A 25,463-nucleotide genomic window follows, 5' to 3' on the forward strand; every position below is an offset into this window, starting at 1 on the left:
TTGACCACGGCATGTCGGCCGAGCTCGCCGCCCTGCCCGAGAAGAGGAAGCTGCGCGTCAACTGGGCCGCCGCGGCGCGCTTCACCCTGCCCGCCACGATCCTCCTCACCCTGGTCGCCGAATTGCTGCTGGCCGAGCGCAAATATGCGATCTTCGGCGGCGGCTTCGGCCAGCCGCGGACGCTGGACAGCCCGCTGGAGATCGGCGCGTTCCTGGGCGGGCTCCTGCTCTGCCAGGCCGTCGTCTTCCTCCTGCTCTACCGTCTGCTCCGCCGCCTTCACCGCAAGCGGCCGGACAGCCCGCTCTTCCATTTCAACTTTCTCTTCTTCGTCGGCGGCGGCGCGCTCGCGGCCCTGATCGGAAAATATCAGGCGCTCGCTTTCTTCTCCGACGCGATGAGCTTCCAGATCATCCGCAACCTGGGCGGCGGCAGCCTGACCGACGCCCTGCTCTACTCGCTGAGCGAGGCGGGGCTGATGCTGATCGGGGGCGGCTTCGCCTTGCTCTTCTATGCGGCCGTCCGCTTCTTCTTCCGCAGGCGCTGGCGGGAGGCCGTGCCCTTTCCCGATTACTGGCGTCTGAGCCGGCGGCAGTGGCTCGCCCTCATGGCGGCGACGCCCCTCATGCTGTTCGCCGTCAACCGGGTCGACGACAGCCGCGCCGCGCTCACCCGCTTCAACGCCGTGACGGCGATCGGCTTCGTGCTGGAGCAGGCGACCGATTTCGACCGGGACGGCTACAGCTTCTACTCCTTCCCCCTCGACCGCCAGCCGTTCGACGGCAGCCGCCATCCCTATGCGCTCGACTTCCCCAATGACGGGATCGACCAGGACGGGCTGGCCGGCGATTTCAGCTTCTCGGGCAGCCAGGCCGCGGCGCCGGCGCCGGTCATCCCCGCCGGCAATCGGCCGAACGTCATCCTGATCGTGCTCGAAAGCACCCGGGCCGACGCGATCGGGCGGCGCGTGGACGGCCGCGCGGTGACGCCGGTGCTCGACGCTCTGGCGGCCCATGGCAGCGTGGCGCCGCGGGCCTACAGCCATGTCGGCTTCACCACCGAATCACTGCAGAGCCTGTTCACCGGCACGCTGGCGCCGCGCGACGACCGCCAGTCGCTGGTCCGCGACTTCCTCACCAATGGCTATCAGGTCGCGACCTTCTCCGGCCAGGCCGAGGATTTCGGCGACACTGCGAACCTGGTCGGCCTGCGCCGCGGCCAGGTCTTCGTCGACGGCACGATGCTGAAGGACCAGCGCTCGGGCGCCTTCGCCGCGCAGGGCTCGGTCAATGTCGACGGCAAGGTGCTGCTGCGCGAGTTCGACCGCCGGCTCGGCAACCCGCAGGCCTGGCAGCGGCCGCACTTTGTTTACCTGAACTTCCAGTCGGCCCATTTCCCCTATTTCAATCCGGGCATGGACCGGGTGCTGCCGGGCGAGCCGATCGCGCGCGCCGACATCGCCATCGGCAACCGCGACCGCGTGGCGCAGACCTACTGGAACGCGATCGCCTATAATGACCGGCTGATCGGGGCATTGCTCGAGCGGCTGCGGCGGCTCGGCGTGCTGGAGAACACAATCGTCGTCGTGACCGCCGACCATGGCGAGTCGCTGTTCGACGACGGCTTCCTCGGCCACGGCCACATGCTGAACGACCAGCAGACCCGCATCCCCTTCATCCTGAGCCGCCCGGGCGTCGCCATGCCGCCGGTCATCGGCCTGGACGACATGCGCGCGCTCATCCTGCGCGCGGCCGGGGCGTCCGTCGCCGAGCCGTCGGGCCGCCCCGTCTTCCAGTTCCTCGGCAGCCTCGACCGGCCCGGCGCGATCGGCATGGTCGACGCGCAGGGGCGCCGGTTCGTCTTCGATTTCCTGCAGGAGACCCTGATCGATTCCGCCGGCGGGCGCAGCCTGCGCTATGCGGAGCTGGCGCCGGGCAGCGCCGAAAAAAGCGCCGCCGACGCCCTGCTCAACGAGTGGGCGCGGCAGCGCTGGCTCCGCCATCTACAGGGCGGCTAGCTCTATTTCGATGGCGCGGCCGGCGCGTCGATCTTCACGTCGGCATTGATGTCGGTGGTGCCGCTGCCGAAGATATTGTCCTTGAACACGAAGAACAGCACCGCAAGCACGGCGAGCACGAGGATCACGCCAATCAGCATGCCGGCGCCGCTGCCACCGCCGCCGTCACCGGTGACGATCACTTCCCGTTCACGTTCAGCCATTTGAGCTCTCCTCATCCCTGATTGCACGCCCAACGCGCACGGCCCGCGCGCTGTTCCGCTTGCGGCACGGACGCGGCTCGCCCATGAAGCGGGCATGACGGGCATCGGCATCCTGGGCGCGAACGGGCGGATGGGCCGTGCGATCGCCGATGCCGCGGCCGGTGCGGGCGCGAGCATCGCCGGCGGCGTCGACCGCGGCGGCGGGCAGGATGCGCTTGCCGCCCTTGCCGCGGCGAGCGACGTGCTGGTCGATTTCACCGCGCCCGAGGCGCTCGCCGCGCATCTCGCCGCCGCCGTCGACGCGGGCACGCCGATCGTGATCGGCACCACCGGCCTGACGCCGGCGCACCATCAGGCGATCGACACCGCAGCGGCCGTCATCCCGATCGTCCAGACCGCCAACACCTCGATCGGCATCAACCTGCTGGGCGGGCTGGTCGAGCAGGCGGCGCGGCGGCTGGGCCAGGACTGGGACATCGAGATCGTCGAGATGCACCATCGCCACAAGCTCGACGCGCCCTCGGGCACGGCGCTGCTGCTCGGCGCCTCGGCCAACAAGGGGCGCGGCGCCCCGTCGACCACCGAGCTGAACCGCTTCGACCGGTCCGGCAAGCGAGAGGAGGGCGGCGTCTATTACGCCTCGCTGCGCGGCGGCTCGGTGACGGGCGATCATCTGGTCGTCTTCGCCGGGGAGGGCGAGCGGATCGAGCTCGGCCACCGCGCCGAAAGCCGGGCGATCTTCGCCAGGGGCGCGGTCGAGGCGGCGATCTGGCTGCACCACCAGCAGCCCGGCCGCTACACGATGCAGGACGTGCTGGGGCTGTAGCGCCGTGGCGTCCCGTCCCGTCATTGCGAGGAGCGAAGCGACGAAGCAACCCAGCCTGCCTGAACGCCCGCTCTGGTTTGCTTCGCTACGCTCGCAATGACGACTGAAACGCAACCCCAGCTTCGCCGGCAGCTCGGCCTGTTCGACGCGACCATGCTGGTCATGGGCGGGATCATCGGCTCGGGCATCTTCGTCAATCCGGCCAAGGTGGCCGCGCAGGTGCCGACGCCGCTGCTGATGGTGGGCGTCTGGCTGATCGGCGGCGCGATCGCGATTGCCGGGGCGTTCGTCTATGCGGAGCTCGCGGCGCGGCGGCCGGAGGTGGGCGGCCAATATGCCTATCTGCGCGACGCCTGGGGGCCGCTCCCCGCCTTCCTCTACGGCTGGTCGCTGCTGCTCGTCATCCAGTCGGGCGGGATGGCGGCGGTGGCGATCACCTTCGCTTTCTATTTCCGCGCGCTGACCGGGGTCGCCGTGCCGGACGGCGCGGTCGCGGCGGCGGTGCTCGCCTTGCTGACCGCGATCAACTGCTGGGGGGTGAAGGCGGGAAGCAATGTGCAGAGCGTCCTGATGGTGCTGAAGATCCTCGCCATCGCCGCTTTGGTGATCTGCGGCCTGCTGCTGGCGGGACCCAGCCCGGCTCCCGTCCAGGCCGCGGCACCGGCCACCGGGATCGGCCTGCTCGCCGCGCTCACCCCGGTCATGTTCGCTTATGGCGGCTGGCAGACCTCCAGCTTCGTCGCCGGCGAGATGCGCGATCCGCGGCGCGATCTGGCGCGGGGACTCCTGCTCGGCGTGACCGGCGTCGTCCTGCTCTACACGCTGGTCGCTTTGACCTGCGTCTTTGTCCTCGGGCCGCAGGGGCTCGCCGGCACCAACACGCCGGCGAGCGACGTGATGCAGCGCGCTCTGGGCTCCACGGGCGCGACCCTGATCGGGCTCGGCATCGCCATCTCGACCCTGGGCTTCCTCAGCCAATCCATGCTGACCGCGCCGCGCGTCTATTTCGCGATGGCGGAGGACCGGCTCTTCTTCCGCAAGATCGGCGAGGTCAGCGAGACCACCCGCGTGCCGGTCTTCGCGATCCTGCTGCAGGGCGTGGCGGCGATCGCCATCGCCCTCTCCGGCAGCTACGAGAAGATCCTCTCCTATGTCGTCTCCGTCGACTTCATCTGGTTCGCTTTGACCGGCGCAGCCTTGTTCGTCTTCCGCCGGCGCGACGCGGACGGCGCCGACGGCTTCCGCGCGCCCGGCCATCCGCTCACCACCGGCCTCTTCGTCCTCGCCTGCGCCGCGATCGTGGTCGCGACGGTCGCCAGCAGCCCCGGCAACAGCGCGATCGGCTTCGGCATCCTGCTCGCCGGCATCCCCGCCTTCCTCTACTGGCGATCGCGGCGATGAGCGGGCGTGTCCTCCACTCCGATTACATGTACTGGGCGAAGAACCAGGCGCCGGTCCGCTACCATCTCGCCTCGAGCGAGGTGCCGCATTTCGCGATGAGCCAATGGGCGATCGACCCCGCCGCGCTCGAGCTCGACGGCGCCAGCCGCTACCGCTACCCGCCGCTGCGCGAGGCGATCGCGCGCAGGACGGGAGTAACGGCTGACCGCGTGGTCATGGCCGACGGCACCTCGATGGCGAACATGCTCGCCATGGCCGGCCTGATCGCGCCCGGCGACGAGGTGCTGGCCGAGCATCCCGTCTACGAGCCGCTGGTCGCCGCGGCCCGCTTCCTCGGCGCCGAGGTCCGGCATTTCGCCCGCCGCGGCCCGGTCTTCGCGCTCGACCCCGACGCGGTGAAGGCGGCGCTTACGCCGCGCACGAAGCTCATAATCCTCACCAACCTGCACAACCCGACCGGCAGCCTCGCTGACACGGAGACGATGCGGGCGATCGGCGCGCTGGGCGTTCGCGTGCTGGTCGACGAGGTCTATCTGGATGCGGCGCCGGGCGAGCGGACCGCCGCCTCGCTCGGCGACGCCTTCGTCTGCACCTCCAGTCTGACCAAGGTCTACGGCCTGTCCGGCCTGCGCTGCGGCTGGATCCTGGCCGAGCCCGTGCTGGCCGAGCGGCTCTGGCGGCTCAACGAGCTGTTCGGCGTCGCCCAGGGCCATGCCTCCGAGCGCCTCTCGCTCATGGCGCTGCAGCGGCTCGACGAGGTGGCCGGCGAGACTCCTGCCCTGCTCGCCCGCAACCGCGCCCTCGCCAACGCCTTCTTCGCCGGCCGCGACGAGCTGGAGGTCGCGCCGATGGTCCACAATGTCACCTGCTTCCCGCGCCTGAAGCGTGGCGACGTCGACGCGCTCAACCTGCGCCTGCGCGCAGACCATGACACCTCGATCGTCCCCGGCCGCTTCTTCGGCCTCGCCGACCATTTCCGCCTCGGCGTCGGCGGGCCGACGGAGATGGTCCAGGGCGGGCTGGACCGGCTCGGCCGCGCTTTGGACACGGTGGCATGAGGAAAGCGGACATCGCCGAATTCTACCGCCGCCTCTCGGAACGCAACCCCCGTCCGGAAACCGAGCTGGAAGCGGGCAACACCTATCAGCTGCTCGTCGCGGTCGTCCTCTCCGCCCAGGCCACCGACGCCGGCGTGAACCGCGCCACCAGGCACCTGTTCCGGGAGGTCGCCACCCCGCAGCAGATGCTCGCGCTCGGCGAGGATGGCCTCAAGCATCACATCAGGACGATCGGCCTCTTCAACATGAAGGCGAAGAACGTCATCGCCCTCTCCCGGGTGCTTGTCGACAAATTTGGCGGCGAGGTGCCGCGGAATCGCGACGCGCTCCAATCGCTGCCGGGGGTCGGCCGCAAGACCGCCAACGTGGTGCTGAACGTCGCCTTCGGCGAGGAGACTTTCGCGGTCGACACGCATGTCTTTCGCGTTTCCAACCGTACGGGCCTCGCGCCGGGGCCGACGGTCGAAAAGGTGGAAACGATCCTCGAGCGACAGACGCCGGCGCCGTACCGGGTAACGGCGCATCATCTGTTGATCCTGCACGGCCGTTATGTATGCAAGGCCAGGCGGCCGGAGTGCTGGCGATGTGTTGTCGCAGATTTATGCCGGTACGTCCCAAAAACTATGCCGCCAACATGAAGACATTTCAGAAGCATGCGGGGGAAACAGGATGAACAAGGCGAGGTTGATCTGCGCATTCTCGGCGTTTGGCCTGTGGGGATGTGGCGGGCAAGCTACGAACAACAATCTGGCTGAGGTTCACCGTGGACCGGAACAGTCGAGTAACGCAGGCAGCGCTGCTCGGGATTGCTCCCGCGTCGCACGGGCGGATCAGAATCCGCAAAACGACATTCTGGGAGTGGATCTCGGGATGTCGGCCGATGATGCCCATCGGGTGCTGTCCTGCGCCGAAGGCAATTATACTGTCGAGTTTACGTCGGGGGGGTTCAGCACCGCGAGAACCGCAAACGGACCCGCGCCTCGAGGGTTGCTACGCGCATCTCGGGGAGATGATGAGCAGGTGCTGGTCTATCTTGCGGGAATGCCCGGACAGGAACGCGTGGTAGGACTGGCACGCAGGGTTCGCTTTCCCACCGGGTCCGAGCCTGCCACCGACCAGCTGACCCAGTCGATTCGCGCGAAATATGGCGCCCTTTCCCCACGGACCACCGCTCCGGGATATCAAATCCTCGCCGCCGCTTTCAGCCCGGAAGGACAGCAACTGGCGCCTGACAGCTTTGAGCTTAGCAGCTGCACCGGTCCACAACTCGATGGCGCTCACGGAGGCATTAATCAGATCAGTGAAGGATGTGGCATGACGGTGCTGTTCCACACCTCCCCGGCCCGCTCCAATCCCAACTTGGTGGGAGAATTCAAATTGCGCGTAATTGACCAGCGGGCCGCGGTCACAGCTTTGAACGCAATTGAAAGCAACGCTCGGCGGATGCAGGAGCAGCAACAGGAGCTGGACACCGAACGAGCGCGTTCAGAAAACCGGACACCAGAGCTGTAACACCTCCCGCCGGGGCGTCTTGACCGCGCCGGACGCGTAACGATAGCCTCTGCGCTTCTGGCAACAGGGGGATATGGCCATGAAATATCTCGCGCTTCCGGTTCTGCTTCTCGCCGCTTCCACCGCCGCCGCGCAGCCGGCGCGGGACGCCGACCGTACCGTCACCGCCGACCAGGCGGCCTATGGCGAGGTCACGATCCAGGACACCGTGCCCTGCCCGCGCGCCCAGCCCAATTACTCCACGACCTACACCTTCCCGATCCGCTTCCAGACGCCCTTCTCCAACGACCGCTATGCGGTGATCATCGGGCAGAGCGGCATGCTGTCGCAGCCGGGGCAGAGCCTGACCTACAACAGCACGGTCACCGACCGGGCGCGCGAGGGGATGACGATCAGCGTCACCGTGCGCTGCCAGGCCGGCTCGCGCGCGCTGACGCTCACCTACGCGGCGATCGGCCGGCGCTAGGCAGGCGCGGGGAGAAAGGGGGCTGGCAGGCGGCGGCGGCCTTTGCTAAGGCCCCGCCTTCAGGCGATGCACCCATAGCTCAGCTGGATAGAGCGCTGCCCTCCGAAGGCAGAGGTCAGAGGTTCGAATCCTCTTGGGTGCGCCAGCCGGCTCTCGCCGGCGCAGGACTAGTCGCTGCTGCCGCCATCCGACCCGACATGGTTGTCGAAGTAGCTGGGGCCTTCCGGCGGCTCGTAGCCCTTGCGGCGGCCGGAGCGGCGCTTGTAGCGCTCGGCATGGCGGGCCATGAACCAGACGAACGCGCCGATCAGGATGAATGCAGCGAGGAACCAGATGACGTAGTCCATAGCGGTCACTCTACCGTCACGCTCTTCGCCAGGTTGCGTGGCTGGTCCACGTCCGTCCCCTTCGCCACCGCCACGTGGTAGGCGAGCAGCTGCACCGGCACCGCATAGACGAGCGGCGCGATCAGGGGATGCACCTTGGGCATCTCGATGGTCGCGATCGCGCCCTCTCCGGCCAAGGCGATCCCGTCGGCGTCGGAGATCAGCACGACCTGTGCGCCCCGCGCCATCGCCTCCTGCATGTTGGAGACGGTCTTGTCGAACAGGGGCCCGGACGGCGCCAGCACGATCAGCGGCACGGCGTCGTCGATCAAGGCGATCGGCCCGTGTTTCATCTCCCCGGAGGCATAGCCTTCGGCATGGATGTAGCTGATCTCCTTCAGCTTCAGCGCGCCTTCCAGCGCCAGCGGATAATCGGGGCCGCGGCCGAGATAGAGGACGTCGCGGGCGCCGGCGATCTTCGGCGCCATCGCCTCGATCTCGGCGTCATGGTCGAGCGCGGCGTTGATCGCGGCCGGGGCCTCCACCAGATGCCGGACGATCTCGCGTTCCTCGGCCTCATCGAGCCGGCCCTTGGCGCGGGCGAGGTTGACGGCGAGCGCCGCCATCACCGCCAGCTGGCAGGTGAAAGCCTTGGTTGAGGCGACCCCGATTTCCGGCCCGGCATGGGTGGGAAGGAGCAGGTCCACCTCGCGCGCCATCGAGCTGGTCGGCACGTTGATGATTCCGGCGGTGGTGACGCCATGCTCCTTCATGTGCCGGAGCGCGGCCAATGTGTCGGCGGTCTCGCCGGACTGGGAGACGACGACGCCCAATGTATTCGGGAGCAGGACCGGGTCGCGGTAGCGGAACTCGGAGGCGACATCGACCTCGACCGGCACGCGGGCAAAGCGCTCGATCCAGTATTTGCCGATCATCCCGACATAGGAGGCGGTGCCGCAGGCGACGATCGCCACCCGCTCGATGCTCTTGAGGTCGAAGTCCATGTCCGGGAGCGCCACCTGCTCCTCGAGGGGCCGGATGTAGGAGCCGAGCGTCTGCGCGACCACCACCGGCTGCTCGTAAATCTCCTTCTGCATGAAGTGGCGGTGATTGCCCTTGTCGATCAGCTGGCCGGAGGCGCCGCTGTTGACGATCTCGCGCTCGACCCGCTCGTTGTCGCGGTCGTAAATCTCGACCGTGCCGCGGCTGACGCAGGCCCAGTCGCCCTCCTCCAGATAGGCGATGCGCTGGGTGAGCGGCGCGAGGCCGATCGCGTCCGAGCCGATATAATTCTCGCCCTCGCCATAGCCGACGGTGAGCGGCGCACCGAGCCGGGCGGCGATCAGCAGGTCCGGGTCGCTGCGGAACAGGAAGGCGATGGCGAAGGCGCCGTGCAGGCGCGGCAGCACCGCGGCGACGGCGTCGCGCGGGCTCTTGCCCCATTCCAGCTCGCGCGCGACGAGATGGGCGACGACCTCGGTGTCGGTCTGGCTGGAAAAGGTGCGTCCGTCCGCGACCAGCTCGTCGCGCAGCGGCTTGAAATTCTCGATGATGCCGTTGTGGACGATGGAGACGTCGCCGACGATGTGCGGATGGGCATTGTCCACGGTCGGCGCGCCGTGCGTTGCCCAGCGCGTATGGGCGATGCCGGTGGTGCCGGCGAGCGGCTGGTCCTGCAGGATCCTGGCGAGATTGCCGAGCTTGCCCTCGGCCCGGCGCCGGTCGATGCGGCCGTCGTCCAGGGTGGCGATGCCCGCCGAGTCATAGCCGCGATATTCGAGCCTTTTCAGCCCGTCGAGCAGCCGCCCGGCGACGTCCTCCCTGCCGACGATCCCGATGATTCCGCACATTATTTGTTCTTCTTCCTTGCTGACATCGTTTCGCGGAATTTCGCGGCGCGGCCCGGTTTCTCGGACTGCTCGCCCCGGGCCAGCGCCACCGCATCCTCGGCGACGTCGCGGGTGATCACCGAGCCGGCGGCGACGAGCGCGCCCCTGCCGATCGTTACCGGCGCCACCAGCGCGCTGTTCGAGCCGATGAACGCGCCCTCGCCGATCACCGTCCGGTATTTGAAATACCCGTCATAATTGCAGGTGATCGTGCCGGCGCCGATATTCGCGCCGGCGCCCACCTCGGCGTCGCCAAGATAGGTCAGGTGACTGGCCTTGGCGCCCGGCCCGAGCCGTGCCTTCTTCACCTCGACGAAATTCCCGACCCTGGCATTCTCGCCGATCTCTGCGCCAGGGCGCAGCCGCGCATAGGGCCCGACCTCCGCCCCGGTTGCGATCATGGAGCCTTCGATATGCGAGAAAGCGCGGATCTTCACCTGGTCGCCGATCATCACGCCGGGCCCGAAGAAAACGTTCGGCTCGACAAGCACATCGCGGCCAATCTTCGTGTCGTGGCTGAACCAGACCGTCTCCGGCGCGACCAAGGTCGCCCCGTCCGCCATCGCCGCGGCGCGGCGGCGCTGCTGCCAGGCGGCCTCCACCGCGGCGAGGTCGGCGCGGCTGTTCACGCCGTCCACCTCTTCGGCCTCGACCTCGACCGCGACCGAGGCGCGGCCGTCGCCGGCGGCGATCATCACGATGTCGGGCAGATAATATTCGCCCGCGGCATTGTCGTTGCCGACCCGTGCGAGCAGCGGCCAGAGCTCGGCGGCGCGCACCGCCATAAGCCCCGAATTGCAGAGGGCGATCGCCCGCTCCGGCTCGCTCGCATCCTTATATTCGACCATCTTGCGGATCGTGCCGTCGCCCTCGGCGAGGATGCGGCCATAATGTTTGGGATCGTCCGGCCGGAAGGCCGCGACCACCGCGCCCCCGGCCCCGGCCAGCCGGTCCAGCATCCGCCGCATCGTCTCTGTGCGCACGAAGGGCACGTCGCCGAACAGGATCAGCACGTCGCCGTCGAAGCCGGCGAGCGCGCCTTCGGCCTGCCGCACCGCATGGCCGGTGCCGTGCTGCGGGTCCTGCAGCGCGATCACGCCGCCATGTTCCCGCACCAGCGGCTCGACCTGGTCGGCCTTGTCGCCGACCACGACCACCAGCCTGGCCGGCTGCAATTCCGCGACGCTGGCGAGCAGGTGCGCAAGCATGGGCCGCCCCGCAATCGGGTGCAGCACCTTGTGCAGATCGGACTTCATCCGCGTGCCCTTGCCGGCGGCGAGGATGATGGCGGCAACGGGCCTCGTCATGGCGCGGCAGATGCCACGGAAAGCTTGCCATTTCCATAGCGGCCCTTAGCGGACCTGCGGATGCCCGCTTTCCCCTTCGACATCGTCGCCTTCGACCTGGACGGCACGCTCGCCGACACCGCCCCGGACATTGCCGGCGGCATCAACCGGATGCTCGCCGATCTCGGGCGCGCGCCGCTGACGGAAGCGGAGATCAGGCCGCTTATCGGGGACGGCGCGCGCAACCTGCTGCGCCGGGTGCTGACGGCGACCGGTGGCTCGACCGAAAAGCTGCTCGACGAGGCCCACCCGCTCTATCTCGATCATTATGCCGCCCATATCTGCGACGGCACCGTCCCCTTCCCGGGCGTCGAGCAGGCGATGGACGAACTCGCCGCCCTCCGCGTCCGCCTCGCGGTCTGCACCAACAAGTCGGTGCGGATGACCGGCCTGCTGCTCGACGCACTCGGCTGGACCGACCGCTTCGCGGCAATCGTCTGCGGCGACACCCTTCCCGTGTTCAAGCCCGATGCCAGCACCCTGCGCGAGACGATCCGGCTGGCCGGCGGCGGCCGCACCGTCCTGGTCGGCGATTCGATGATCGATGCCCGGACGGCGCGGGCGGCTGGCACGAAGTTCGTCGCCGTCGGCTTCGGCTTCCGCGACCGCCCGGTCGAGGCGCTCGGCGCCGACGCGGTGATCGACTCCTACGACGCGCTTATTCCCGCCCTGCGCAGTCTCTAGCGACGCCGGCGATCCTCTTCGGGTGGCGGGGCGAGCTCGTCGCGGGTGAGGCGGCCGTCATGATTGCGGTCGATCAGCAGGAAGCGCTGCCCGGCCGTGTGGCGGAACTCGGCCGGGGAGACGCCGCGGTTGAAATCGGCGTCGGCGGAAATGACCGGCTGCGGAATGGTGAGCAAAGCCTGCGTGCCCATGCCGTAGGGCCCGAGGCCCGGCCGCTGGCGCCGCGGCTGGATCGGCCGCCCGTTCCTGTCCAGCTGATAGGTCAGCCGCATGCCCGACTGGACCTCGGGCGCGATCTGCGTTTCGTAGCGGCTCATCTCGTCGGGTGCGATCTCGCCGTCGCGGTTGACGTCCAGGGTCACGTAGAAGCGCGCCGCGTCGGCCTGGAACTCGGTGACGGTGACGCCGCCGTCGCGATCGGTGTCGGCGCCGTTGAACCAGCGCTCGATCGGCTCGCCCGGGCCGTCGGCGCGGCGGAAGGGCTCGCCCATCGGGCTGATGAAAACGATCACCGGCGGCCCGGCCGGCGGCGCCGGCGGCTGCGCCGCCGCGGCGCTCCCGACGACCAGCAGACCGCAAATACACGCTATGGACTTCCGCATTTCCGCAACTCCCTGCCTGATCCGGCGTTCTTCAAGAGGCTCGAAACAGGCTTGCACCGTAACGACTTCCCCCTACATCTAGAACGACAGGGGCGACGCGTGAAAGGGATTTGATTTGGCGTGTTCCCCTCTCCGGCTTGCCGCCCTGCTGAGCCTCGCCGCGGCTTTCCCCGCCGCCGCCCAGGCCGCCGCCCCGCCCGAGCGCCAGTCGACGCTCGTCATCTACGGCAATGATCCCTGCCCCAGCTCGGGCGCCGACAATGAAGTCGTGGTCTGCGCCCGCCGCCCGGAGGAGGAGCGCTACCGCATCCCCCGCCGGATCCGCGAGCGGCAGCCGACCGAGACCAGCTGGGCCTCGCGCGTCGAGGGGCTTGAGGAGGAAGGCCGGGTCGGGCGTCCGAACAGCTGCTCGGTGGTGGGCTCCTACGGCTTCACCGGCTGCAACGCCGCGATGATCCGGCAATGGTACGCCGAGCGCCGCGCCCGCCGCGCGGCCGAGAGAAGCATCCCCTAGATTTAGTCGTCGCCCTCTCCGGGCAGGTCCTGCTCCGCGGCGGCGCGCTCGCGCAGGGATTCGGCGGCGAGCCGCTCCGCCTCCGCGCTGGCGGCGGGAGAGATCCGGGCCGGGCGCCCGTCATCGTCATAGGCGAGCTGCGGCCGGCCGTCGCGATAGGCGAAGGCGCGTTCGCCGCGCTGGACCAGGAAGGGCCGGTTCTCGCCCGGATGGAAATAGGCGATCCGCCGGCCGTCCTGCGAGGCGGTGCGGACGACCTGGCCGTCCTGCAGCCAGGCCAGGCCGCCGTCCACGGGCACGCGTCCGATCAGGGTGTTGCTCTCGATCTCCGAGGCGATCTCGCCGGCATCGTTGAGCGGCTCGGCCTCGGCCGCATTCGCCTCCTCGGAAACGGCGGGCGGCCGCGCGATCTCGGCCTTGGCCAGCTCGGGACCGCTGCTGGGCCCGGCGCGGTCGCCGGTGGGGTCTGCCCCGCAGCCGCCAACGAGGAACAGCGCCGCGAGCGCGACGCCATGGGCCATCGGATGGAACTTCATCGCCCTGTCTCCGATTCGGGTGGTCTGACCCGTAACGAAGCCGGAGGAATTAGGCTCCCTTGCTCCGCGCCTTGGTCCAGAGGTGCCGGGCGAGCATCAAGGGCGGCATGCGCAGCCAGTGCCCCCTCACGTAGAAGAGGAAACGCAGCCCCTTGCGCCGCTCCTGCCCCCAGGCATTGCGTGCGACGAGACGTGCCCGAAACAAGCCGTCGGCCGGGCGCCGGCCGCGCCAGCCGGCCGGAACCGGCGTCGCATAGAGCTGGTGCGCCAGCCGGACCGCCCGGCGGACGGCGCCGCCCAGCTGATGACGCCTGGCGCGCCCGTCCAGCTTCGTCCAGAAGTCCGGATCCGCGGCCTCGAACTCGCGGAGCAGCCGGTCGATGTCCCAGAGATTGCGGAGCCCGCCGGCCAGATCGCCGTCGGCGATCAGATGGGCGGCGGCGTGGACGATCATGTCGGAGGGATTGAGGATGCGCAGGCCGCTCTCGAGGGCGACGCTGTCCGCGATCAGCGCGTCCGCATCCGGCGTCGGCCGGGCGGTGGGCGGCAGGATGGTATGGTGGACGTCGATCATCCGGTCGCGCGTCCGGTGGATCAGCGGCGGCAGCTCGTGCATCCAGCGGCGGTAATAGAGATCGTCATAGCCCTCGGCCGGCTTCAGCCGTTCCCAGCCCGCGGCGATGAGCGCCTCTTCGACCCGCTCGATCGCCGTGCGCGGCACCAATATGTCGAGGTCGCCGACGCTCCGGCCCCGGCAGGCGTCGAGCCCTGCGGCGTGGAAGGCGGTGCCCTTCAGCAGGACGACGGGCACGCCGAGAGGCGCCAGTGCCCGGCGCGCCATCTCCGCCTCCCAGAGCGCCTGGGTGCGGGCATAAGCGGCGTCGCGGCGCGCGGATTCGAAGATCGCCGCGATCCGCGCCGGGACGTCCCGCCCCTCCATCCGGACGGCGAGGCTGAAGGACAATTGCTCGGCGCGGGCGGCGCTGATCAGCCCGGTCCAGTCGGTGTCGGGGCCGAGGCTCGCAGGGTCGCGCAAGGCCCGGACGAGGAGCATCGCGTTCATGCCGCCCGCTCCCGCCAGAAATCCTCGACCAGGCCGACGGCCGTGTCCGCGTCGGGATAGTCGATCGCCAGCGCCGGATTGGTCCGGACCAGCCGGGTCAGGGCATCGAAGCCGCGCCGGCCGAGCGAGACATAATTGGTCGAGGCCTGGGTGAGGCGCATGAACACCTCCGCCTGGCCGACGCCGCGCACGTCAGCCGCCGGGCCGAAGCGCGGGAAGAGGATCAGCGACGGCATCGCCCCTTCCTGCATCCGGGCGATCGCCGTCGCGTTGGGGCGCAGATGCCGGATCGCGCCCTTGGGCGTATCCTCCAGCCGCGGCCCGAACCTTTCGGCCGGGACCTCATTTTCCATCACCCGGATGGCGCCGTTCTTGAGGCTCACCGCGCGCGGGAAGGGCATCAGCGCGCCCGTCGCCATGTCGAGCAGGGCGAATTCGTCGCCCATCAGCCGCCAGCCGCGCTCGCCGAGCAGGGCTGCCAGCGTGGACTTCCCGGCCCCTGATTCGCCGGTCAGGATCAGCGCCCGGCCGTCGCGCTCCACGGTCGCCGCGTGCAGCAGCAGATAGTTCTTCTGCCCCAGCGCCATCTGCAGGTTCATGCCCATCTCGGCGGCGAGCAGGCCGTGGGCGAGCGAGAGCGGCGCGGCGTCGGGCAGGACATAGTCGCCGCGGATCGCCACGGACGGCCGCAGCCAGCGCCGCCAGAGCTTTTCAGGCTCGAGCCGGACGGTGAAGTCGGCAAGCCCGTCGGCGGGCTTCGGATAGGGCGCGTAGAGCTTGGCCAGCGCGTCGAGCGGCGCCTTCCACGCCGAGCCGATCCGGAACGCGACCGGGCCGATCTGGAGGCTGAGCGCGTGCCTCATGCCCGGCGCACCAGCCCGGCCTCCTCGAGCTCGCCGAGGCGGACGTGGATCACCTCCTCGCCGTCAAACTCATATTTCTCGCGCAGCCGGCGGAGCAGCTCGGCGGCGTCCGCAGGCCCCTGCGCCAAAGCCGCCAGGATCTCGGGCGCGGGCGGCGCGACAATATGGGTGGCGCCCGACGGCGCGTGATAGACGAGGCTGAGCCCGTCCAGCGGGACGGCCACCATGTCGTGGCCCTTGTCTGCGATGTAGATAGGACCGGCCATGCCGGCGCCTTCCAGCAGCTTAACGCGGCATCTGCAGCGAGGCGTAGCAGGTGAAACCGCTCATCCCCGCCTGCAGGCGCCTGATATAATTGGCATAGGCCTGAGCGGAGGTCGGATCGGTGCCGGCGGGAACGGTGCCGGTGCGCAGCAGCGCCTTCACCTCCTCGCCACGCAGCGGCCGCGCCAGCGGCGGCGCGGCGCCGGTCGTGCCGGGGGCGACGAGGCTGCCGTCGGTCGCGATATACTGGCCGCCGGCCTGCGGCCCGGGCACCGGAATCTCGCAGTTCAGGACCGAGCCCGCGGTCTGGGCGAGCGCCGGCCGCACGGTGACGACCGTCGAGGCTGCCGCGGCGCCGAGCACGAGCAGGGTCCGCCGGCTCGGCGCGAAGCCATTCTCGCCAGCCTCTTGTCCGCCGCTCGCCTGTTCGTCAGTGCCGCTCATGGAAATTTCCGATACACGCCCGCTCTTTATTAAGGGTAAAGCGCCCCGAAGGCGAGCGGATCGGCGAGGCCGTCCCGGCTTGGGACGTTGTGCAGGGAAACGATGACCGGGATGGACGAGGACCAGACAATCGAGGCGCTCGGGGCGACCGATTTGTTCGCCGCGTTCGAGGAGCCCTTGCTACTGGTTCGCGACCGCCGCGTCGCCATCGCCAATGCCGCGGCGCAGGCCTTGCTCGGCTCCCATATCGAGGGCTCGGACGTCCGCCTCGCCATCCGCCACCCGGCCGCCGCCCCGCACCTGACCGGCGAGGGCGAGAGCGGGGAAGGGCCGGTGCGAATCGAATTGGTCGGGCTCGGCGAGCTCGGCCGGCCCTGGGAGCTGGTCATCGCGCCGCTGCCGGACGGCAGCCGCCTCGTCCGCCTCGCCGACCAGAGCCAGCAGCGCGCGGCTGAGCAGATGCGCGTCGATTTCGTCGCCAATGCCTCGCACGAACTCAGAACGCCGCTCGCTACCCTGCTGGGTTTCCTCGAAACCCTGCAGGACGAGGAGGCCGTGGACGCGGCGACGCGCCAGCGCTTCGTCGGCATCATGTTCGGCGAAGCGATGCGCATGCGCAGCCTGCTCGACGACCTGATGTCGCTCTCCCGCATCGAGGCCGAGCGCTTCGCCGTGCCCCGCGACAGGGTCGAGTTGCTGCCGCTGATCGAGGATGCGAAGCGCTCGGCCCACCCGCTCGCCACGGACCGCGAGATCCGGATCGAGAATGAGGCGGGCGAGGCGATCGTCAGCGGCGACGAGGTCCAGCTCAGCCAGATGCTCAGCAATCTCCTCGTCAACGCGCTGAAATATGGCCGGCCCGGAACTCCGGTCCGCATCCGCCTCGAGGGAGTTCCGGGCGATCTCGTCCGGATCAGCGTGATCGACCAGGGCGAGGGCATCCCCGCCGTTCACATCCCCCGCCTCACCGAGCGCTTCTACCGCGTCGACCCGGGACGCAGCCGCTCTGTCGGCGGCACCGGGCTCGGCCTCGCCATCGTCAAGCATATCGTCCTGCGCCACCGCGGCCGGCTCGACATCCAGTCCGAGCTCGGCGCGGGGACGACTGTCTCGGTGTCCCTGCCCCGGGCATAGGCTCAGGAGTCATCCCGGCGAAAGCCGGGATGACTGGGGAAGCAGCTCGCAGCGCTGCGCCTGTCATCAAAGAGTCATGACCGCGCCCCACTGAGCCGGGCTGAGGAGACCCGCGATGGCAACGGGCCAGATTGAGAAGGCGTTCGACGAGGAGCTGGACACGCTCCGCGGCACCATTTGCGAAATGGGCGGGCTCGCCGAGCAGGCGATCATCGAGGCGATGGCGGCGCTCGTCCGGGGCGATCATGACGCGGCTGCCAGAGTGGTCGAACGCGACCACAGGATCGACGCGCTGGAAACCGACATCGAGCGCGCTGCGGTGCAGCTCATCGCCTTGCGCTCGCCGACGCCCGACGAACTGCGCGAGGTCGTCGCCGCGCTCAAGATCGCCAGCGTTGTCGAGCGGATCGGCGACTATGCCAAGAATATCGCCAAGCGCGTGCCCAGCATCGAGGACAGCCGCATCCGGCCCATCTCGCTGCTCCCCGAAATGGCGCGGATCGCGGGCGAGATGGTGCACAACGTGCTCGACGCCTTCGCCGCCCGCGACGCCGAGAAGGCGCGGCAGGTGCGCGAGCGCGACGTCGCCGTCGACGATTTCTACAATTCCATCTTCCGCGCCCTGCTCACCCATATGATGGAGCATCCGCACAACATCACGCCGGCGACGCATCTGCTCTTCGTCGCGCGGAATCTCGAGCGGATCGGCGATCATGCGACCAACGTCGCCGAGATGGTCTATTTCGCCGCGACCGGCCAGCATCTGGGCGACCGCGCCAAGGGCGCCGACACCACAGTCATCGCCGCCGACGACATCGGCAACGATCCCTATGGCCGCTAAGGGACGCATTCTTGTCGTCGAGGACGACAAGGCGCTCGTCGAGCTGCTCAGCTACCATTTCGAGCGCGAGGATTTCGAGGTCGAGCACACGCCGGACGGCGAGGAAGCCCTGATCATGGCGCGCGAGAGCCCGCCCGATCTCGTCATCCTCGACTGGATGCTGGAGAGCCTGTCCGGCATCGAGGTCTGCCGCCAGCTCCGCCGCATCCCCGAGACGGCCAACGTGCCCATCATCATGCTCACCGCGCGCGGCGAGGAAGGCGACCGCATCCGCGGCTTCGAAACCGGCGCCGACGATTATGTGACCAAGCCCTTCTCCCCGCGCGAGCTCGTCGCCCGCACCACTGCCGTGCTGCGCCGGGTGCGTCCCGCGCTGGCCGGCGAGCAGCTCGTCTATGCCGATGTCGAGATGGACGTGGCGAACCACAAGGTCAGGCGCGGCGGTGCCCCCGTCGCGCTCGGCCCCACCGAGTTCCGGCTGCTCCGCCATTTCCTCGAACATCCCGGCCGGGTCTTCTCCCGCGAGCGCCTGCTCGATTCGGTCTGGGGCCAGGACAGCGAGATCGAGCTCAGGACGGTCGACGTCCACATCCGCCGCCTGCGCAAGGCGATCAATGCGGGCCAGAAGGCCGACATCATCCGCACCGTCCGCTCGGCCGGCTACGCGCTGGACGCCGAAGGCCGCCACTAAACCTCCGGCGCGGAAACAAATTTCCTGATCCACGTTTAGGTCCTGTGACCGCGGGGCCGCGACGGCCTCGCTTTTCCTTTCCTGCCCCCGGGCTGCCGGGGCGGAACCGAGGAGGATTTCATGAAGGCCATTTTCGCTGCCGCCGCTTTGTTCACCGCCGGCGCCGCCATCGCCCAGGATTCGCCGCCGACCCCGGTCGCGCCGTCCAACAGCGCGCCCGAGCGCGACGCCCGCGGCATTCCGGTCGTGTCCGACCCGGCGACCGCGCCCGCCGGCACCAATGCGCCGGTGCCCGCGGGTCCGCTCGCTTTGCCCACGACCGACCAGCGCGCGGCCTTCGCCACCCAGCCCTCGACCGGCGAGAAGCCGCCCTGCTCGCGCACGGTCACCGACAATTGCACGCAGACCTACGAGCGGCGGGCCCGTCCGCGCGCCTGACCTCGTTCGTCCTGCCGCCGTTCAAGCCCCTTTCCCCGCGTGCCGGGGGAAGGGGCTTTTACTATGCAGCTGACAAATCTGGTCTTTGCCAGGATTTTCGGTCGAATTTACCTCGCCGCCGGAAAGAAAAAAGCGGTTGCGCGTTTATCGCGCACGCCCCGCCCCCGCCCCCTCATGCCGCGGGCCCGGGCCCGGCCGCGAAGCCGGCCGTAGCAAGGGAGAAATGATCATGAAGACCGCCATTATCGCTATTGCGCTCCTCTCCGGGACCGCCGCGCTTGCGCAAACCGACGTCGCCCCGCCCCCGGCGGACACGACCATGACCACGGCCTCGCCGGTGTCCACGGGTTCGGTCGCCATGCCGAGCAACGCCGCACCCGAGCATGACGCGCGCGGGATCGCCGTGATCTCGGATCCGGCCGCGGTTCCGTCCGGCTATAACGGCACGCCGTCGACCATGGTCGGCACGGGCGGCCCGCTGGTCGATCCGGCCGATACCGCCGCGACCACCGAGCCGGCGGCCACGCCGGACTCCAGCTATCCGGCCTGCACGCGCACCGTCACCGACAATTGCGTGCAGACCTACGAGCGCCGGCGCCGCTGACGTCAGCGTCCTCGCGCCGACGACCCTTTCCGGCGCGGCGATAATCCCCTAACCGGCTCCCTTTCGGGCCAGCCGGTTGGGGGATTTTTCGCTTATGACGATCAGCTTCAGGGATCGCGTCGCCATTGTGACCGGCGCTGGCGGCGGGCTCGGCCGGGCCTATGCGCTCGAGCTCGCGCGGCGCGGCGCGAAAGTGGTGGTGAACGATCTCGGCGGGAGCCGCGACGGCACCGGCCACAGCGACGCCGCGGCGCGGGTGGTGGCGGAGATCCAGGCGGCCGGCGGCGAGGCCATGGCCGACGGCGGCAGCGTCACCGATCTCGCGCAGATGGAGGCGATGGTCGCCCGCGCGAAAGAGGCCTGGGGCGGCGTCCACATCCTGATCAACAATGCCGGCATCCTGCGCGACAAGAGCTTCGCCAAGATGGCCATGGAGGATTTCAGGGCGGTGGTGGACGTCCACCTGGTCGGCTCGGCCAATGCCACGCACGCGGTCTGGGAGACGATGCGCGAGCAGGCCTGGGGCCGCATCCTGATGACCGCGAGCTCGACCGGCCTCTACGGCAATTTCGGCCAGGCCAATTACGGCGCGGCCAAGCTCGGCCTCGCCGGCTTTGCCAGGACGCTCGCGCTCGAGGGCGCCAGGTACAATATCAGGGTCAACACGATCGCGCCGACCGCCGCGACCCGGATGACCGAGGACATCTTCCCGGCCGAGCTGCTCGAGCGCTTCCAGCCCGAGCAGGTCGCGCCCGCGGCGCTCTTCCTCGTCTCGGAGGAGGCGCCGACCAACGTCATCCTCGGCGCCGGCGCCGGGGTCGTCCAGGCCGCCTATGTCACGCTCACCCGCGGTGCGGTGCTGGCCGAGCCGACGCCGGAGGCGGTCGCGGCGCAATATGCAGAGATCGCCGACCGGACGGGCGAGATCGTGCCCCGGTCCGGCGCCGAACAGGCGATGACGATCATGCAGCGGCTGCAGGGCCAATAACGGCGCAGAAACGGGCCAGTCCTTCCTCCATGCCGCGTTGACCGGACCGAATTCGCATGTGAAACAGGCCTGTCATTTTGGTCTCAGGGGGACGACGGCCAATGTACAGCCAATCCGATCTTAACGACGCCGTCACGGGCGGCGCGCTCAGCCAGGAGCAGGCCGACAGCCTGCGCAGCTTCATCGCCACGCGCAACGGCGCGCCGACCGCCGACGAGGAGCATTTCCGGCTGCTCACCGGCTTCAACGATTTCCTGTGCTTCTTCGCCTGCCTGTTCATCCTGATCGCGGCAGGCTGGCTGGGGACGCTCATCCCGATGGGCGGCAGCCTGTCGCGCGTGCTCCCGGTCTCCGCTCCCTTCGCGCCCCTCTTCATTGCAGCGGCGTCATGGGGGCTTGCCGAAATCTTCACCAGGCGCCGGCACCAGTGGCTGACCAGCATCCTGCTGATCGTCGGCGCGACCTGGGGCGTGGCGCTGTTCCTGCTCCTGCTCTTCCTGTCCGGGGGCATGACGGGGCCGGACAGCGCGACGATCATCGGGGCGCTGTCGATGCTCGCCGGCGGCGGCGCGGCCTTCCTGCACTGGAAGCGCCACCGTCTGCCGATCGCGATCGCCACCATGTACGGCTTCGGCCTGCTGGCCGTGCTCTGCCTGATCGCGAACTCGCTCCGCGGCAGCGACGCGCTGATGATCGTCCTCCTGCTCGCCGGGATCGGCGCCTTCCTCTACGGCATGTGGTGGGACAGCCGCGATCCGATGCGCCACGGCGACAAGTCCGAGGCCGGCTTCTGGCTGCACTGGCTCGCCGCGGGTCTCACCGTGAACGCGCTCGCCACCCTGTTCGGCGTGAACCAGGGCGTCGGCTCGGTCGGGGGCGCGATCGGCGTCATCGCGATCTTCCTGGTGCTGGCGCTGATCGGCCTGACGGTGAACCGCCGGGCCTATGCGCTGACCGCGATCAGTCCCCTGGTCGTCGCCCTGCAGAGCCTGCTCGGCGAGGGCAGCCGCCGCAGCTACGACATGAATGACCGCTTCGGCTCAAGCCCCTATGGCTCCTCCTACAGCCCTTATGGGAGCCCTTATGGCAGCCCCTACAGCTCCTATCGTTCCGAAGTCAGCGTCGAGGCGACCATGCTCACCTTCCTGATCGTCGGCGTCATCCTGCTGCTGCTCGCCATCTACTGGGCGCCGGTGCGCCGGGTGCTGGTCGGCGTGCTGCCCGAGAATCTGCGCGCCAAGCTGCCGCCGACGGATACGACGGCGCGGGCGCAGGCGGAGACGTTCGAGTAGCGGTCCCGGTTGCCCTCCGGCTAGGTGTGTTACTGTATTGCAATTATAATACACCTGTGCCAAAAGGGCGGCCGTGGGAGACGTGGCAAATGTATAGCGAGACTGACCTCGAGGCCGCCGTTGCGGGCGGCGTGCTGACGGCCGACCAGGCGACCGCCTTCAGGGACTTCGTCGCGGCCGGCCGGCAGCTGCCGGCGGCGGACGAGGAGCATTTCCGGCTGCTGACCGGCTTCAACGACATCTTCGTCGGCATCGCCGCCACCATCCTGCTGGTCGCGGTCGGCTGGATCGGCCAGTATCTCGGCCCGAAGATCGAGGGCTTCGGCCCCTCCCCGCTCGGCCCGCTGCTCGCCGCGGGGACGGCCTGGGGGCTCGCCGAATTCTTCACCCTGAAGCGGCGCATGGCCTTGCCCAGCATCATCCTGCTGCTCGCCTTCGCAGCCGGCACCTTCTTCGCGACCTGGTTCGCCGCGGTGCTGATCGTCGGCGAGCGCAACGTCTCGCCGCAGGGCATGTTCGTCCTCGCCGCCGCGGCGGCCGCGGTCGCCTGTGCAGCCACCTGGGCGCATTGGCGGCGCTTCAAGGTGCCGATCACGGTCGCCGTCGGCGCCGCGGCTGTGGCGGCCCTGGTCATCGCCGTCACCGCCTCCTTGCTGATCGGCAGCGAGCCGGACCAGCTCACCCGCTCGCAGGAGCTGCGCATCCGTTCGCTGCTCGAAGCCACGGCCTTGCTGCTCGGCCTCGGCACCTTCCTGTTCGCGATGCGCTGGGACGCGTCGGACCGGCGCCGCGAGACCCGCCGTTCCGACGTCGCCTTCTGGCTGCACCTGCTCGCCGCGCCGATGATCGTCCACCCGGTCTTCTCCCTGCTCGGCCTGACCGACGGCCAGGCCAGCGTCGGCAGCGCGCTCGTCGTGATCCTGCTCTATGTGGCGCTCGCTCTGGTCGCGCTGGCGATCGACCGGCGCGCCCTGCTGATCTCCGCGCTCGCCTATGTGCTCTGGGCGATCAACGCGCTCTTCCAGCAATCGGGCGCGATCGAGCTCAGCGTCGCGCTCACCGCGCTCGTCATCGGCTCCGCCCTGCTCCTGCTCTCGGCCTTCTGGTCGAACGCCAGGCGCGCGGTGGTCGGGCCGCTGCCGGAGGGGCTGCAGGCGAAACTCCCCCTGCTCGACCGGCCGGCGACGCGGATCGTCCCGGCCTGAGCGGACCGCGGTTGACCGGGCCGCACGGCCGGGGAAGAACGGGCCGGTGATCGGTACCATCCTGAGCTTCGACCCGGCGCATGGCGGGCTGCTGCGCGGCGAGGACGGACGGCGCTATCCCTTCCCGGCCGACGCCTGGCAGGGCGGCAAGCCCCCCGTCCCCGGCATGCAGGTCGATTTCGAGCGCGACGGCGACGCGGCCTGCGATCTCTATCCGCTCGCCGGCGAGGCCGCGCCCGCAACCGGCGCGTCCGCCTGGCTCGCGCTGCGGCCCGGCCTGCCGCCCGCGCTGCTCATGCTCGTCGCCTGCTTCCTGCCCTTCCTCACGCTCGGGCCCTTTTCCGCCAACATGTTCAACATCGTCGGCGTCGCCTCCTCGCTCGGCAATTATGCGCCGGTGAATCTCGACATGCAGTCCGGGCTCTGGCTCTTCCACTTCCTCTACGTCGTGCCGGCCGCGGCTTTGGCCCTGCTCGTACTCGAATGGGTGGGCCGGTCGGGGCGCTGGCTCAGGATCGGCGCCGGTCTGGTCGGCCTCTTCGCGCCGGTGGCGATCGCGCTCGGCGCCCGCGCCCTGTTCACGCCGGCCGCCCCCAATCCCCATCTCAGCCTCGGCACGCGGGTGCTGCGCCGGGTCGGCGAATATGTCGCGCCGGATCTGTTCGTGCCGCATGTCGGCCCAGGCTGGATCGCGCTCGGCCTGCTCAGCCTGGCGCTGGTGCTGGTGGGGATATTCTGGCCGGCCCGGCCGGCCTAGCCCGCCACAACCTTCAGCAGCCGCCGCTCCAGCGGGGCCAGCACCGGGCCGAGCTCATGGCCGCGCTTCAGCACCTGGCCGCTCTCGCCGATCAACGCCCACATGCCCTGGCGGCCGTGCAGGGCCGGGCGTTTCTCGATCCTGATCTCGGGAGTCTCGGCGGTGCGGCGGAACGCCCAGAAGGCGGCGGCGCCGGGCTCGAAGGCGATCGCATAATCCTTCCACTGCCCGGCCGCGACCATCCGGCCGTAGAGATCGACGATGCGGTTCAGCTCGAAACGGGTGAAGAAGATCTGTTGCTGCTGTCCTCCCGCATCCTTCTGCGGAAATGGGAGGACCGTGCCCATCAGGCCCGGTCTCCGCTGGCTGCGCGGCGCCGGGGCTTGGCGGCCGCCTCCTTCGCCTGCTCGCGCTCCTCGACCAGCTCCGCGATCCGCGCCCTGAGCTGCTCGAGCTCGCATTGCAGAATCTCGAGCTTCTGCGTCGCCGGGTCGAAATGGTTCGTGCAGGGCGTGCCGTAGGGCAGGAAGCTCGCCGAGCTCTGGTCGGCGTCGACCAGGGTCTGGCGCGCCGGGATGCCGACCATGGTCGCGCCCGGCGGCACGTCGCGGGTCACCACGCTGTTGGCGCCGATCCGCGCCCGCGCGCCGACGATGATCGGGCCGAGCACGTTCGCGCCCGAGCCGATGATCGCGCCGTCCTCGATCGTCGGGTGGCGCTTGCCGGCGACGCCGTTCGTCGGATTGGTGCCGCCCAGCGTGACGTGCTGGTAGATGGTGACGTCGTCGCCGATCTCCGCGGTCTCGCCGATCACGACATAGCCATGGTCGATGAAGAAATGCCGGCCGATCCTCGCCCCGGGATGGATGTCGATCCCGGTCAGGAAGCGGGACAAGTGGTTGACCAGCCGGGCGAGGAAGAAGAGCTTCCCCTCGAACAGCCAGTGGGCGATGCGGTGGTAGAAGAGCGCCCAGACGCCGGGATAGAGCAAAATCTCCCAGCGCGAGCGCGGCGCCGGATCGCGTGCCTTGATGGAATCGAGATAGGCCAGCAAGCCGAAGGACATAAAACTCGCGTGCTCTCACCGTTACGGAGCAGAGATAAGCCCGTGGCACGCCGATTACCAGAGGTTCGGTTAAGGCCGGGTGTGGCCGGCGCTCTTCCCACGCGGACAAAGCGCGGTAAGATGGCGGTCGGAAGGAATGGCCCGATGCGCAACGCGCAGGTCGACACGCTCGACGCGCGGCTCACCTGGTGGGTGCCCGCGGTCACCGCGCCCAGCCGCGACTGGGCCGGCATGCCCGGCTGCCGCCGCGGCGCGCGCTTCCTGATCGACGAGGCGAGCTGCCGCCCGGCGCGCGACAATTATCCCTGCTTCGCCAGCCGCGGCGCCTGTCTCGAATGGATCATGGCCCACCGTGCGGACCTCGTGCGGACCGCTCCCGGCGCGCGCGTCGCGCCCGCCGACCTCGCGCGCTGGCTGCTCGGCCTGGCCTGAGGG

31 protein-coding genes and 1 tRNA gene are annotated in these 25,463 nt (G+C 69.3%); 20 read left to right on the top strand and 12 right to left on the bottom strand.

Features of this window, described 5'->3' with window-relative positions; genetic code table 11:
* The first annotated feature begins 11 nt into the window (after positions 1-11).
* The gene (locus tag VEC11_RS05580; protein WP_464129606.1) at positions 12-2,015 is read left to right on the top strand and encodes a sulfatase-like hydrolase/transferase; all 2,004 of its coding nucleotides are present in this window, start codon (positions 12-14) and stop codon (positions 2,013-2,015) included.
* A gap of 2 nt (positions 2,016-2,017) precedes the next feature.
* Here the strand turns inward: VEC11_RS05580 and VEC11_RS05585 are convergent, their stop codons facing one another.
* The gene (locus VEC11_RS05585) at positions 2,018-2,218 is read right to left on the bottom strand and encodes a hypothetical protein (RefSeq protein WP_464129607.1); all 201 of its coding nucleotides are present in this window, start codon (positions 2,216-2,218) and stop codon (positions 2,018-2,020) included.
* A gap of 94 nt (positions 2,219-2,312) precedes the next feature.
* Here VEC11_RS05585 and dapB point away from each other — a divergent pair, with 94 nt between their 5' ends.
* The 7 genes from dapB to VEC11_RS05620 all read left to right on the top strand — a co-directional run bounded on the left by dapB (position 2,313) and on the right by VEC11_RS05620 (position 7,626).
* A complete protein-coding gene (gene dapB / locus VEC11_RS05590) occupies positions 2,313-3,044 on the top strand; it encodes a 4-hydroxy-tetrahydrodipicolinate reductase (protein ID WP_464129608.1) in 732 nt (243 codons plus the stop codon).
* A gap of 96 nt (positions 3,045-3,140) precedes the next feature.
* Positions 3,141-4,445, top strand: a complete 1,305-nt coding sequence (locus tag VEC11_RS05595) for an APC family permease (RefSeq protein WP_464129609.1) — start codon at positions 3,141-3,143, stop codon at positions 4,443-4,445.
* Complete coding sequence (locus tag VEC11_RS05600; protein ID WP_464129610.1) at positions 4,442-5,503, top strand: pyridoxal phosphate-dependent aminotransferase; 1,062 nt, start codon at positions 4,442-4,444, stop codon at positions 5,501-5,503. The genes VEC11_RS05595 and VEC11_RS05600 overlap by 4 nt, the downstream gene beginning before the upstream one ends.
* Positions 5,500-6,141, top strand: a complete 642-nt coding sequence (gene nth / locus VEC11_RS05605; protein ID WP_464129611.1) for an endonuclease III — start codon at positions 5,500-5,502, stop codon at positions 6,139-6,141. The genes VEC11_RS05600 and nth overlap by 4 nt, the downstream gene beginning before the upstream one ends.
* A 31-nt stretch (positions 6,142-6,172) precedes the next feature.
* The gene (locus tag VEC11_RS05610; RefSeq protein ID WP_464129612.1) at positions 6,173-7,015 is read left to right on the top strand and encodes a hypothetical protein; all 843 of its coding nucleotides are present in this window, start codon (positions 6,173-6,175) and stop codon (positions 7,013-7,015) included.
* Positions 7,016-7,094: 79 nt separating this feature from the next.
* Positions 7,095-7,481: a hypothetical protein gene (locus VEC11_RS05615; RefSeq protein ID WP_464129613.1), complete on the top strand. Its 387-nt coding sequence runs from the start codon at positions 7,095-7,097 to the stop codon at positions 7,479-7,481.
* Positions 7,482-7,549: 68 nt separating this feature from the next.
* Positions 7,550-7,626, top strand: a tRNA-Arg gene (locus tag VEC11_RS05620).
* A 22-nt stretch (positions 7,627-7,648) separates the two neighbouring features.
* Here VEC11_RS05620 and VEC11_RS05625 read toward each other — a convergent pair.
* The 3 genes from VEC11_RS05625 to glmU are packed head-to-tail and all read right to left on the bottom strand — an operon-like array spanning position 7,649 to position 11,003.
* Complete coding sequence (locus VEC11_RS05625; protein ID WP_464129614.1) at positions 7,649-7,828, bottom strand: hypothetical protein; 180 nt, start codon at positions 7,826-7,828, stop codon at positions 7,649-7,651.
* 5 nt (positions 7,829-7,833) lie between these two features.
* Positions 7,834-9,657 (bottom strand): glutamine--fructose-6-phosphate transaminase (isomerizing), encoded by a 1,824-nt coding sequence (gene glmS / locus VEC11_RS05630; RefSeq protein WP_464129615.1) that lies wholly within the window; start codon positions 9,655-9,657, stop codon positions 7,834-7,836.
* Positions 9,657-11,003: a bifunctional UDP-N-acetylglucosamine diphosphorylase/glucosamine-1-phosphate N-acetyltransferase GlmU gene (gene glmU / locus VEC11_RS05635; RefSeq protein ID WP_464129616.1), complete on the bottom strand. Its 1,347-nt coding sequence runs from the start codon at positions 11,001-11,003 to the stop codon at positions 9,657-9,659. The genes glmS and glmU overlap by 1 nt, the downstream gene beginning before the upstream one ends.
* 60 nt (positions 11,004-11,063) lie before the next feature.
* Here glmU and gph point away from each other — a divergent pair, with 60 nt between their 5' ends.
* Complete coding sequence (gene gph, locus VEC11_RS05640; protein WP_464129617.1) at positions 11,064-11,726, top strand: phosphoglycolate phosphatase; 663 nt, start codon at positions 11,064-11,066, stop codon at positions 11,724-11,726.
* Here the strand turns inward: gph and VEC11_RS05645 are convergent.
* Entirely contained in the window at positions 11,723-12,328 is a 606-nt protein-coding gene (locus VEC11_RS05645; RefSeq protein WP_464129618.1) for an EF-hand domain-containing protein, read from the bottom strand. The genes gph and VEC11_RS05645 overlap by 4 nt on opposite strands.
* A gap of 115 nt (positions 12,329-12,443) precedes the next feature.
* Between VEC11_RS05645 and VEC11_RS05650 the strand changes: the two genes are divergently transcribed.
* The gene (locus tag VEC11_RS05650; RefSeq protein WP_464129619.1) at positions 12,444-12,842 is read left to right on the top strand and encodes a hypothetical protein; all 399 of its coding nucleotides are present in this window, start codon (positions 12,444-12,446) and stop codon (positions 12,840-12,842) included.
* Between the two features lie 2 nt (positions 12,843-12,844).
* Here VEC11_RS05650 and VEC11_RS05655 read toward each other — a convergent pair whose 3' ends face one another.
* The 5 genes from VEC11_RS05655 to VEC11_RS05675 are packed head-to-tail and all read right to left on the bottom strand — an operon-like array spanning position 12,845 to position 16,012.
* A complete protein-coding gene (locus VEC11_RS05655) occupies positions 12,845-13,378 on the bottom strand; it encodes a hypothetical protein (protein ID WP_464129620.1) in 534 nt (177 codons plus the stop codon).
* Between the two features lie 49 nt (positions 13,379-13,427).
* Positions 13,428-14,441, bottom strand: a complete 1,014-nt coding sequence (locus VEC11_RS05660) for a nucleotidyltransferase domain-containing protein (RefSeq protein WP_464129621.1) — start codon at positions 14,439-14,441, stop codon at positions 13,428-13,430.
* The gene (locus tag VEC11_RS05665; protein WP_464129622.1) at positions 14,438-15,304 is read right to left on the bottom strand and encodes an HprK-related kinase A; all 867 of its coding nucleotides are present in this window, start codon (positions 15,302-15,304) and stop codon (positions 14,438-14,440) included. Before VEC11_RS05665 ends, VEC11_RS05660 begins: the two co-directional genes overlap by 4 nt.
* Positions 15,301-15,570, bottom strand: a complete 270-nt coding sequence (locus tag VEC11_RS05670) for an HPr-rel-A system PqqD family peptide chaperone (RefSeq protein WP_464129623.1) — start codon at positions 15,568-15,570, stop codon at positions 15,301-15,303. Before VEC11_RS05670 ends, VEC11_RS05665 begins: the two co-directional genes overlap by 4 nt.
* A gap of 19 nt (positions 15,571-15,589) precedes the next feature.
* Positions 15,590-16,012, bottom strand: a complete 423-nt coding sequence (locus VEC11_RS05675) for a hypothetical protein (protein WP_464129624.1) — start codon at positions 16,010-16,012, stop codon at positions 15,590-15,592.
* Between the two features lie 102 nt (positions 16,013-16,114).
* Between VEC11_RS05675 and VEC11_RS05680 the strand changes: the two genes are divergently transcribed.
* The 9 genes from VEC11_RS05680 to VEC11_RS05720 all read left to right on the top strand — a co-directional run bounded on the left by VEC11_RS05680 (position 16,115) and on the right by VEC11_RS05720 (position 23,962).
* Positions 16,115-17,146: an ATP-binding protein gene (locus tag VEC11_RS05680; protein ID WP_464129625.1), complete on the top strand. Its 1,032-nt coding sequence runs from the start codon at positions 16,115-16,117 to the stop codon at positions 17,144-17,146.
* Between the two features lie 115 nt (positions 17,147-17,261).
* Positions 17,262-17,987, top strand: a complete 726-nt coding sequence (gene phoU, locus VEC11_RS05685; RefSeq protein WP_464129626.1) for a phosphate signaling complex protein PhoU — start codon at positions 17,262-17,264, stop codon at positions 17,985-17,987.
* Complete coding sequence (gene phoB / locus VEC11_RS05690; RefSeq protein ID WP_464129627.1) at positions 17,977-18,678, top strand: phosphate regulon transcriptional regulator PhoB; 702 nt, start codon at positions 17,977-17,979, stop codon at positions 18,676-18,678. Before phoU ends, phoB begins: the two co-directional genes overlap by 11 nt.
* Before the next feature lie 120 nt (positions 18,679-18,798).
* Positions 18,799-19,116 (top strand): hypothetical protein, encoded by a 318-nt coding sequence (locus tag VEC11_RS05695; RefSeq protein WP_464129628.1) that lies wholly within the window; start codon positions 18,799-18,801, stop codon positions 19,114-19,116.
* Between the two features lie 229 nt (positions 19,117-19,345).
* Positions 19,346-19,720 (top strand): hypothetical protein, encoded by a 375-nt coding sequence (locus VEC11_RS05700; protein WP_464129629.1) that lies wholly within the window; start codon positions 19,346-19,348, stop codon positions 19,718-19,720.
* A gap of 94 nt (positions 19,721-19,814) precedes the next feature.
* On the top strand, positions 19,815-20,708 hold the full coding sequence (locus VEC11_RS05705; protein ID WP_464129630.1) for an SDR family NAD(P)-dependent oxidoreductase: 894 nt from the start codon (positions 19,815-19,817) through the stop codon (positions 20,706-20,708).
* 101 nt (positions 20,709-20,809) lie between these two features.
* Positions 20,810-22,000 carry a hypothetical protein gene (locus VEC11_RS05710; protein ID WP_464129631.1) on the top strand — a complete coding sequence of 397 codons (1,191 nt, stop codon included), beginning with the start codon at positions 20,810-20,812 and terminating at the stop codon, positions 21,998-22,000.
* An 89-nt stretch (positions 22,001-22,089) separates the two neighbouring features.
* Positions 22,090-23,205, top strand: coding sequence for a hypothetical protein (locus VEC11_RS05715; RefSeq protein WP_464129632.1), 1,116 nt, complete (start codon positions 22,090-22,092; stop codon positions 23,203-23,205).
* A gap of 46 nt (positions 23,206-23,251) precedes the next feature.
* A complete protein-coding gene (locus VEC11_RS05720; RefSeq protein ID WP_464129633.1) occupies positions 23,252-23,962 on the top strand; it encodes a hypothetical protein in 711 nt (236 codons plus the stop codon).
* Here the strand turns inward: VEC11_RS05720 and VEC11_RS05725 are convergent.
* Complete coding sequence (locus tag VEC11_RS05725) at positions 23,959-24,309, bottom strand: DUF2794 domain-containing protein (protein ID WP_464129634.1); 351 nt, start codon at positions 24,307-24,309, stop codon at positions 23,959-23,961. The genes VEC11_RS05720 and VEC11_RS05725 overlap by 4 nt on opposite strands.
* The gene (gene epsC, locus VEC11_RS05730; RefSeq protein WP_464129635.1) at positions 24,309-25,028 is read right to left on the bottom strand and encodes a serine O-acetyltransferase EpsC; all 720 of its coding nucleotides are present in this window, start codon (positions 25,026-25,028) and stop codon (positions 24,309-24,311) included. The genes VEC11_RS05725 and epsC overlap by 1 nt, the downstream gene beginning before the upstream one ends.
* A gap of 144 nt (positions 25,029-25,172) precedes the next feature.
* Here epsC and VEC11_RS05735 point away from each other — a divergent pair, with 144 nt between their 5' ends.
* Positions 25,173-25,460, top strand: coding sequence for a hypothetical protein (locus tag VEC11_RS05735; RefSeq protein WP_464129636.1), 288 nt, complete (start codon positions 25,173-25,175; stop codon positions 25,458-25,460).
* The last annotated feature ends 3 nt before the right edge of the window (positions 25,461-25,463 follow it).

The sequence above is a fragment of the Allosphingosinicella sp. genome (assembly GCF_035626655.1).
In the GTDB taxonomy this organism is placed as follows: domain Bacteria; phylum Pseudomonadota; class Alphaproteobacteria; order Sphingomonadales; family Sphingomonadaceae; genus Allosphingosinicella.

Excerpts from the sequence above, each read along its gene's own strand:
- VEC11_RS05610 (WP_464129612.1), top strand. The coding sequence starts at position 6,173 with ATGAACAAGGCGAGGTTGATCTGCGCATTCTCGGCGTTTGGCCTGTGG.
- VEC11_RS05615 (WP_464129613.1), top strand. The coding sequence starts at position 7,095 with ATGAAATATCTCGCGCTTCCGGTTCTGCTTCTCGCCGCTTCCACCGCC.
- epsC (WP_464129635.1), bottom strand. The coding sequence starts at position 25,028 with ATGTCCTTCGGCTTGCTGGCCTATCTCGATTCCATCAAGGCACGCGAT.
- VEC11_RS05585 (WP_464129607.1), bottom strand. The coding sequence starts at position 2,218 with ATGGCTGAACGTGAACGGGAAGTGATCGTCACCGGTGACGGCGGCGGT.
- VEC11_RS05680 (WP_464129625.1), top strand. The coding sequence starts at position 16,115 with ATGACCGGGATGGACGAGGACCAGACAATCGAGGCGCTCGGGGCGACC.
- VEC11_RS05705 (WP_464129630.1), top strand. The coding sequence starts at position 19,815 with ATGACGATCAGCTTCAGGGATCGCGTCGCCATTGTGACCGGCGCTGGC.
- VEC11_RS05625 (WP_464129614.1), bottom strand. The coding sequence starts at position 7,828 with ATGGACTACGTCATCTGGTTCCTCGCTGCATTCATCCTGATCGGCGCG.
- VEC11_RS05580 (WP_464129606.1), top strand. The coding sequence starts at position 12 with ATGTCGGCCGAGCTCGCCGCCCTGCCCGAGAAGAGGAAGCTGCGCGTC.
- VEC11_RS05600 (WP_464129610.1), top strand. The coding sequence starts at position 4,442 with ATGAGCGGGCGTGTCCTCCACTCCGATTACATGTACTGGGCGAAGAAC.
- VEC11_RS05735 (WP_464129636.1), top strand. The coding sequence starts at position 25,173 with ATGCGCAACGCGCAGGTCGACACGCTCGACGCGCGGCTCACCTGGTGG.
- VEC11_RS05715 (WP_464129632.1), top strand. The coding sequence starts at position 22,090 with ATGTATAGCGAGACTGACCTCGAGGCCGCCGTTGCGGGCGGCGTGCTG.
- VEC11_RS05665 (WP_464129622.1), bottom strand. The coding sequence starts at position 15,304 with ATGAGGCACGCGCTCAGCCTCCAGATCGGCCCGGTCGCGTTCCGGATC.
- VEC11_RS05595 (WP_464129609.1), top strand. The coding sequence starts at position 3,141 with ATGACGACTGAAACGCAACCCCAGCTTCGCCGGCAGCTCGGCCTGTTC.
- VEC11_RS05710 (WP_464129631.1), top strand. The coding sequence starts at position 20,810 with ATGTACAGCCAATCCGATCTTAACGACGCCGTCACGGGCGGCGCGCTC.
- dapB (WP_464129608.1), top strand. The coding sequence starts at position 2,313 with ATGACGGGCATCGGCATCCTGGGCGCGAACGGGCGGATGGGCCGTGCG.
- glmU (WP_464129616.1), bottom strand. The coding sequence starts at position 11,003 with ATGACGAGGCCCGTTGCCGCCATCATCCTCGCCGCCGGCAAGGGCACG.
- VEC11_RS05660 (WP_464129621.1), bottom strand. The coding sequence starts at position 14,441 with ATGAACGCGATGCTCCTCGTCCGGGCCTTGCGCGACCCTGCGAGCCTC.
- VEC11_RS05700 (WP_464129629.1), top strand. The coding sequence starts at position 19,346 with ATGAAGACCGCCATTATCGCTATTGCGCTCCTCTCCGGGACCGCCGCG.
- VEC11_RS05645 (WP_464129618.1), bottom strand. The coding sequence starts at position 12,328 with ATGCGGAAGTCCATAGCGTGTATTTGCGGTCTGCTGGTCGTCGGGAGC.
- nth (WP_464129611.1), top strand. The coding sequence starts at position 5,500 with ATGAGGAAAGCGGACATCGCCGAATTCTACCGCCGCCTCTCGGAACGC.
- VEC11_RS05695 (WP_464129628.1), top strand. The coding sequence starts at position 18,799 with ATGAAGGCCATTTTCGCTGCCGCCGCTTTGTTCACCGCCGGCGCCGCC.
- VEC11_RS05670 (WP_464129623.1), bottom strand. The coding sequence starts at position 15,570 with ATGGCCGGTCCTATCTACATCGCAGACAAGGGCCACGACATGGTGGCC.
- VEC11_RS05655 (WP_464129620.1), bottom strand. The coding sequence starts at position 13,378 with ATGAAGTTCCATCCGATGGCCCATGGCGTCGCGCTCGCGGCGCTGTTC.
- VEC11_RS05725 (WP_464129634.1), bottom strand. The coding sequence starts at position 24,309 with ATGGGCACGGTCCTCCCATTTCCGCAGAAGGATGCGGGAGGACAGCAG.
- phoB (WP_464129627.1), top strand. The coding sequence starts at position 17,977 with ATGGCCGCTAAGGGACGCATTCTTGTCGTCGAGGACGACAAGGCGCTC.
- VEC11_RS05675 (WP_464129624.1), bottom strand. The coding sequence starts at position 16,012 with ATGAGCGGCACTGACGAACAGGCGAGCGGCGGACAAGAGGCTGGCGAG.
- gph (WP_464129617.1), top strand. The coding sequence starts at position 11,064 with ATGCCCGCTTTCCCCTTCGACATCGTCGCCTTCGACCTGGACGGCACG.
- glmS (WP_464129615.1), bottom strand. The coding sequence starts at position 9,657 with ATGTGCGGAATCATCGGGATCGTCGGCAGGGAGGACGTCGCCGGGCGG.
- phoU (WP_464129626.1), top strand. The coding sequence starts at position 17,262 with ATGGCAACGGGCCAGATTGAGAAGGCGTTCGACGAGGAGCTGGACACG.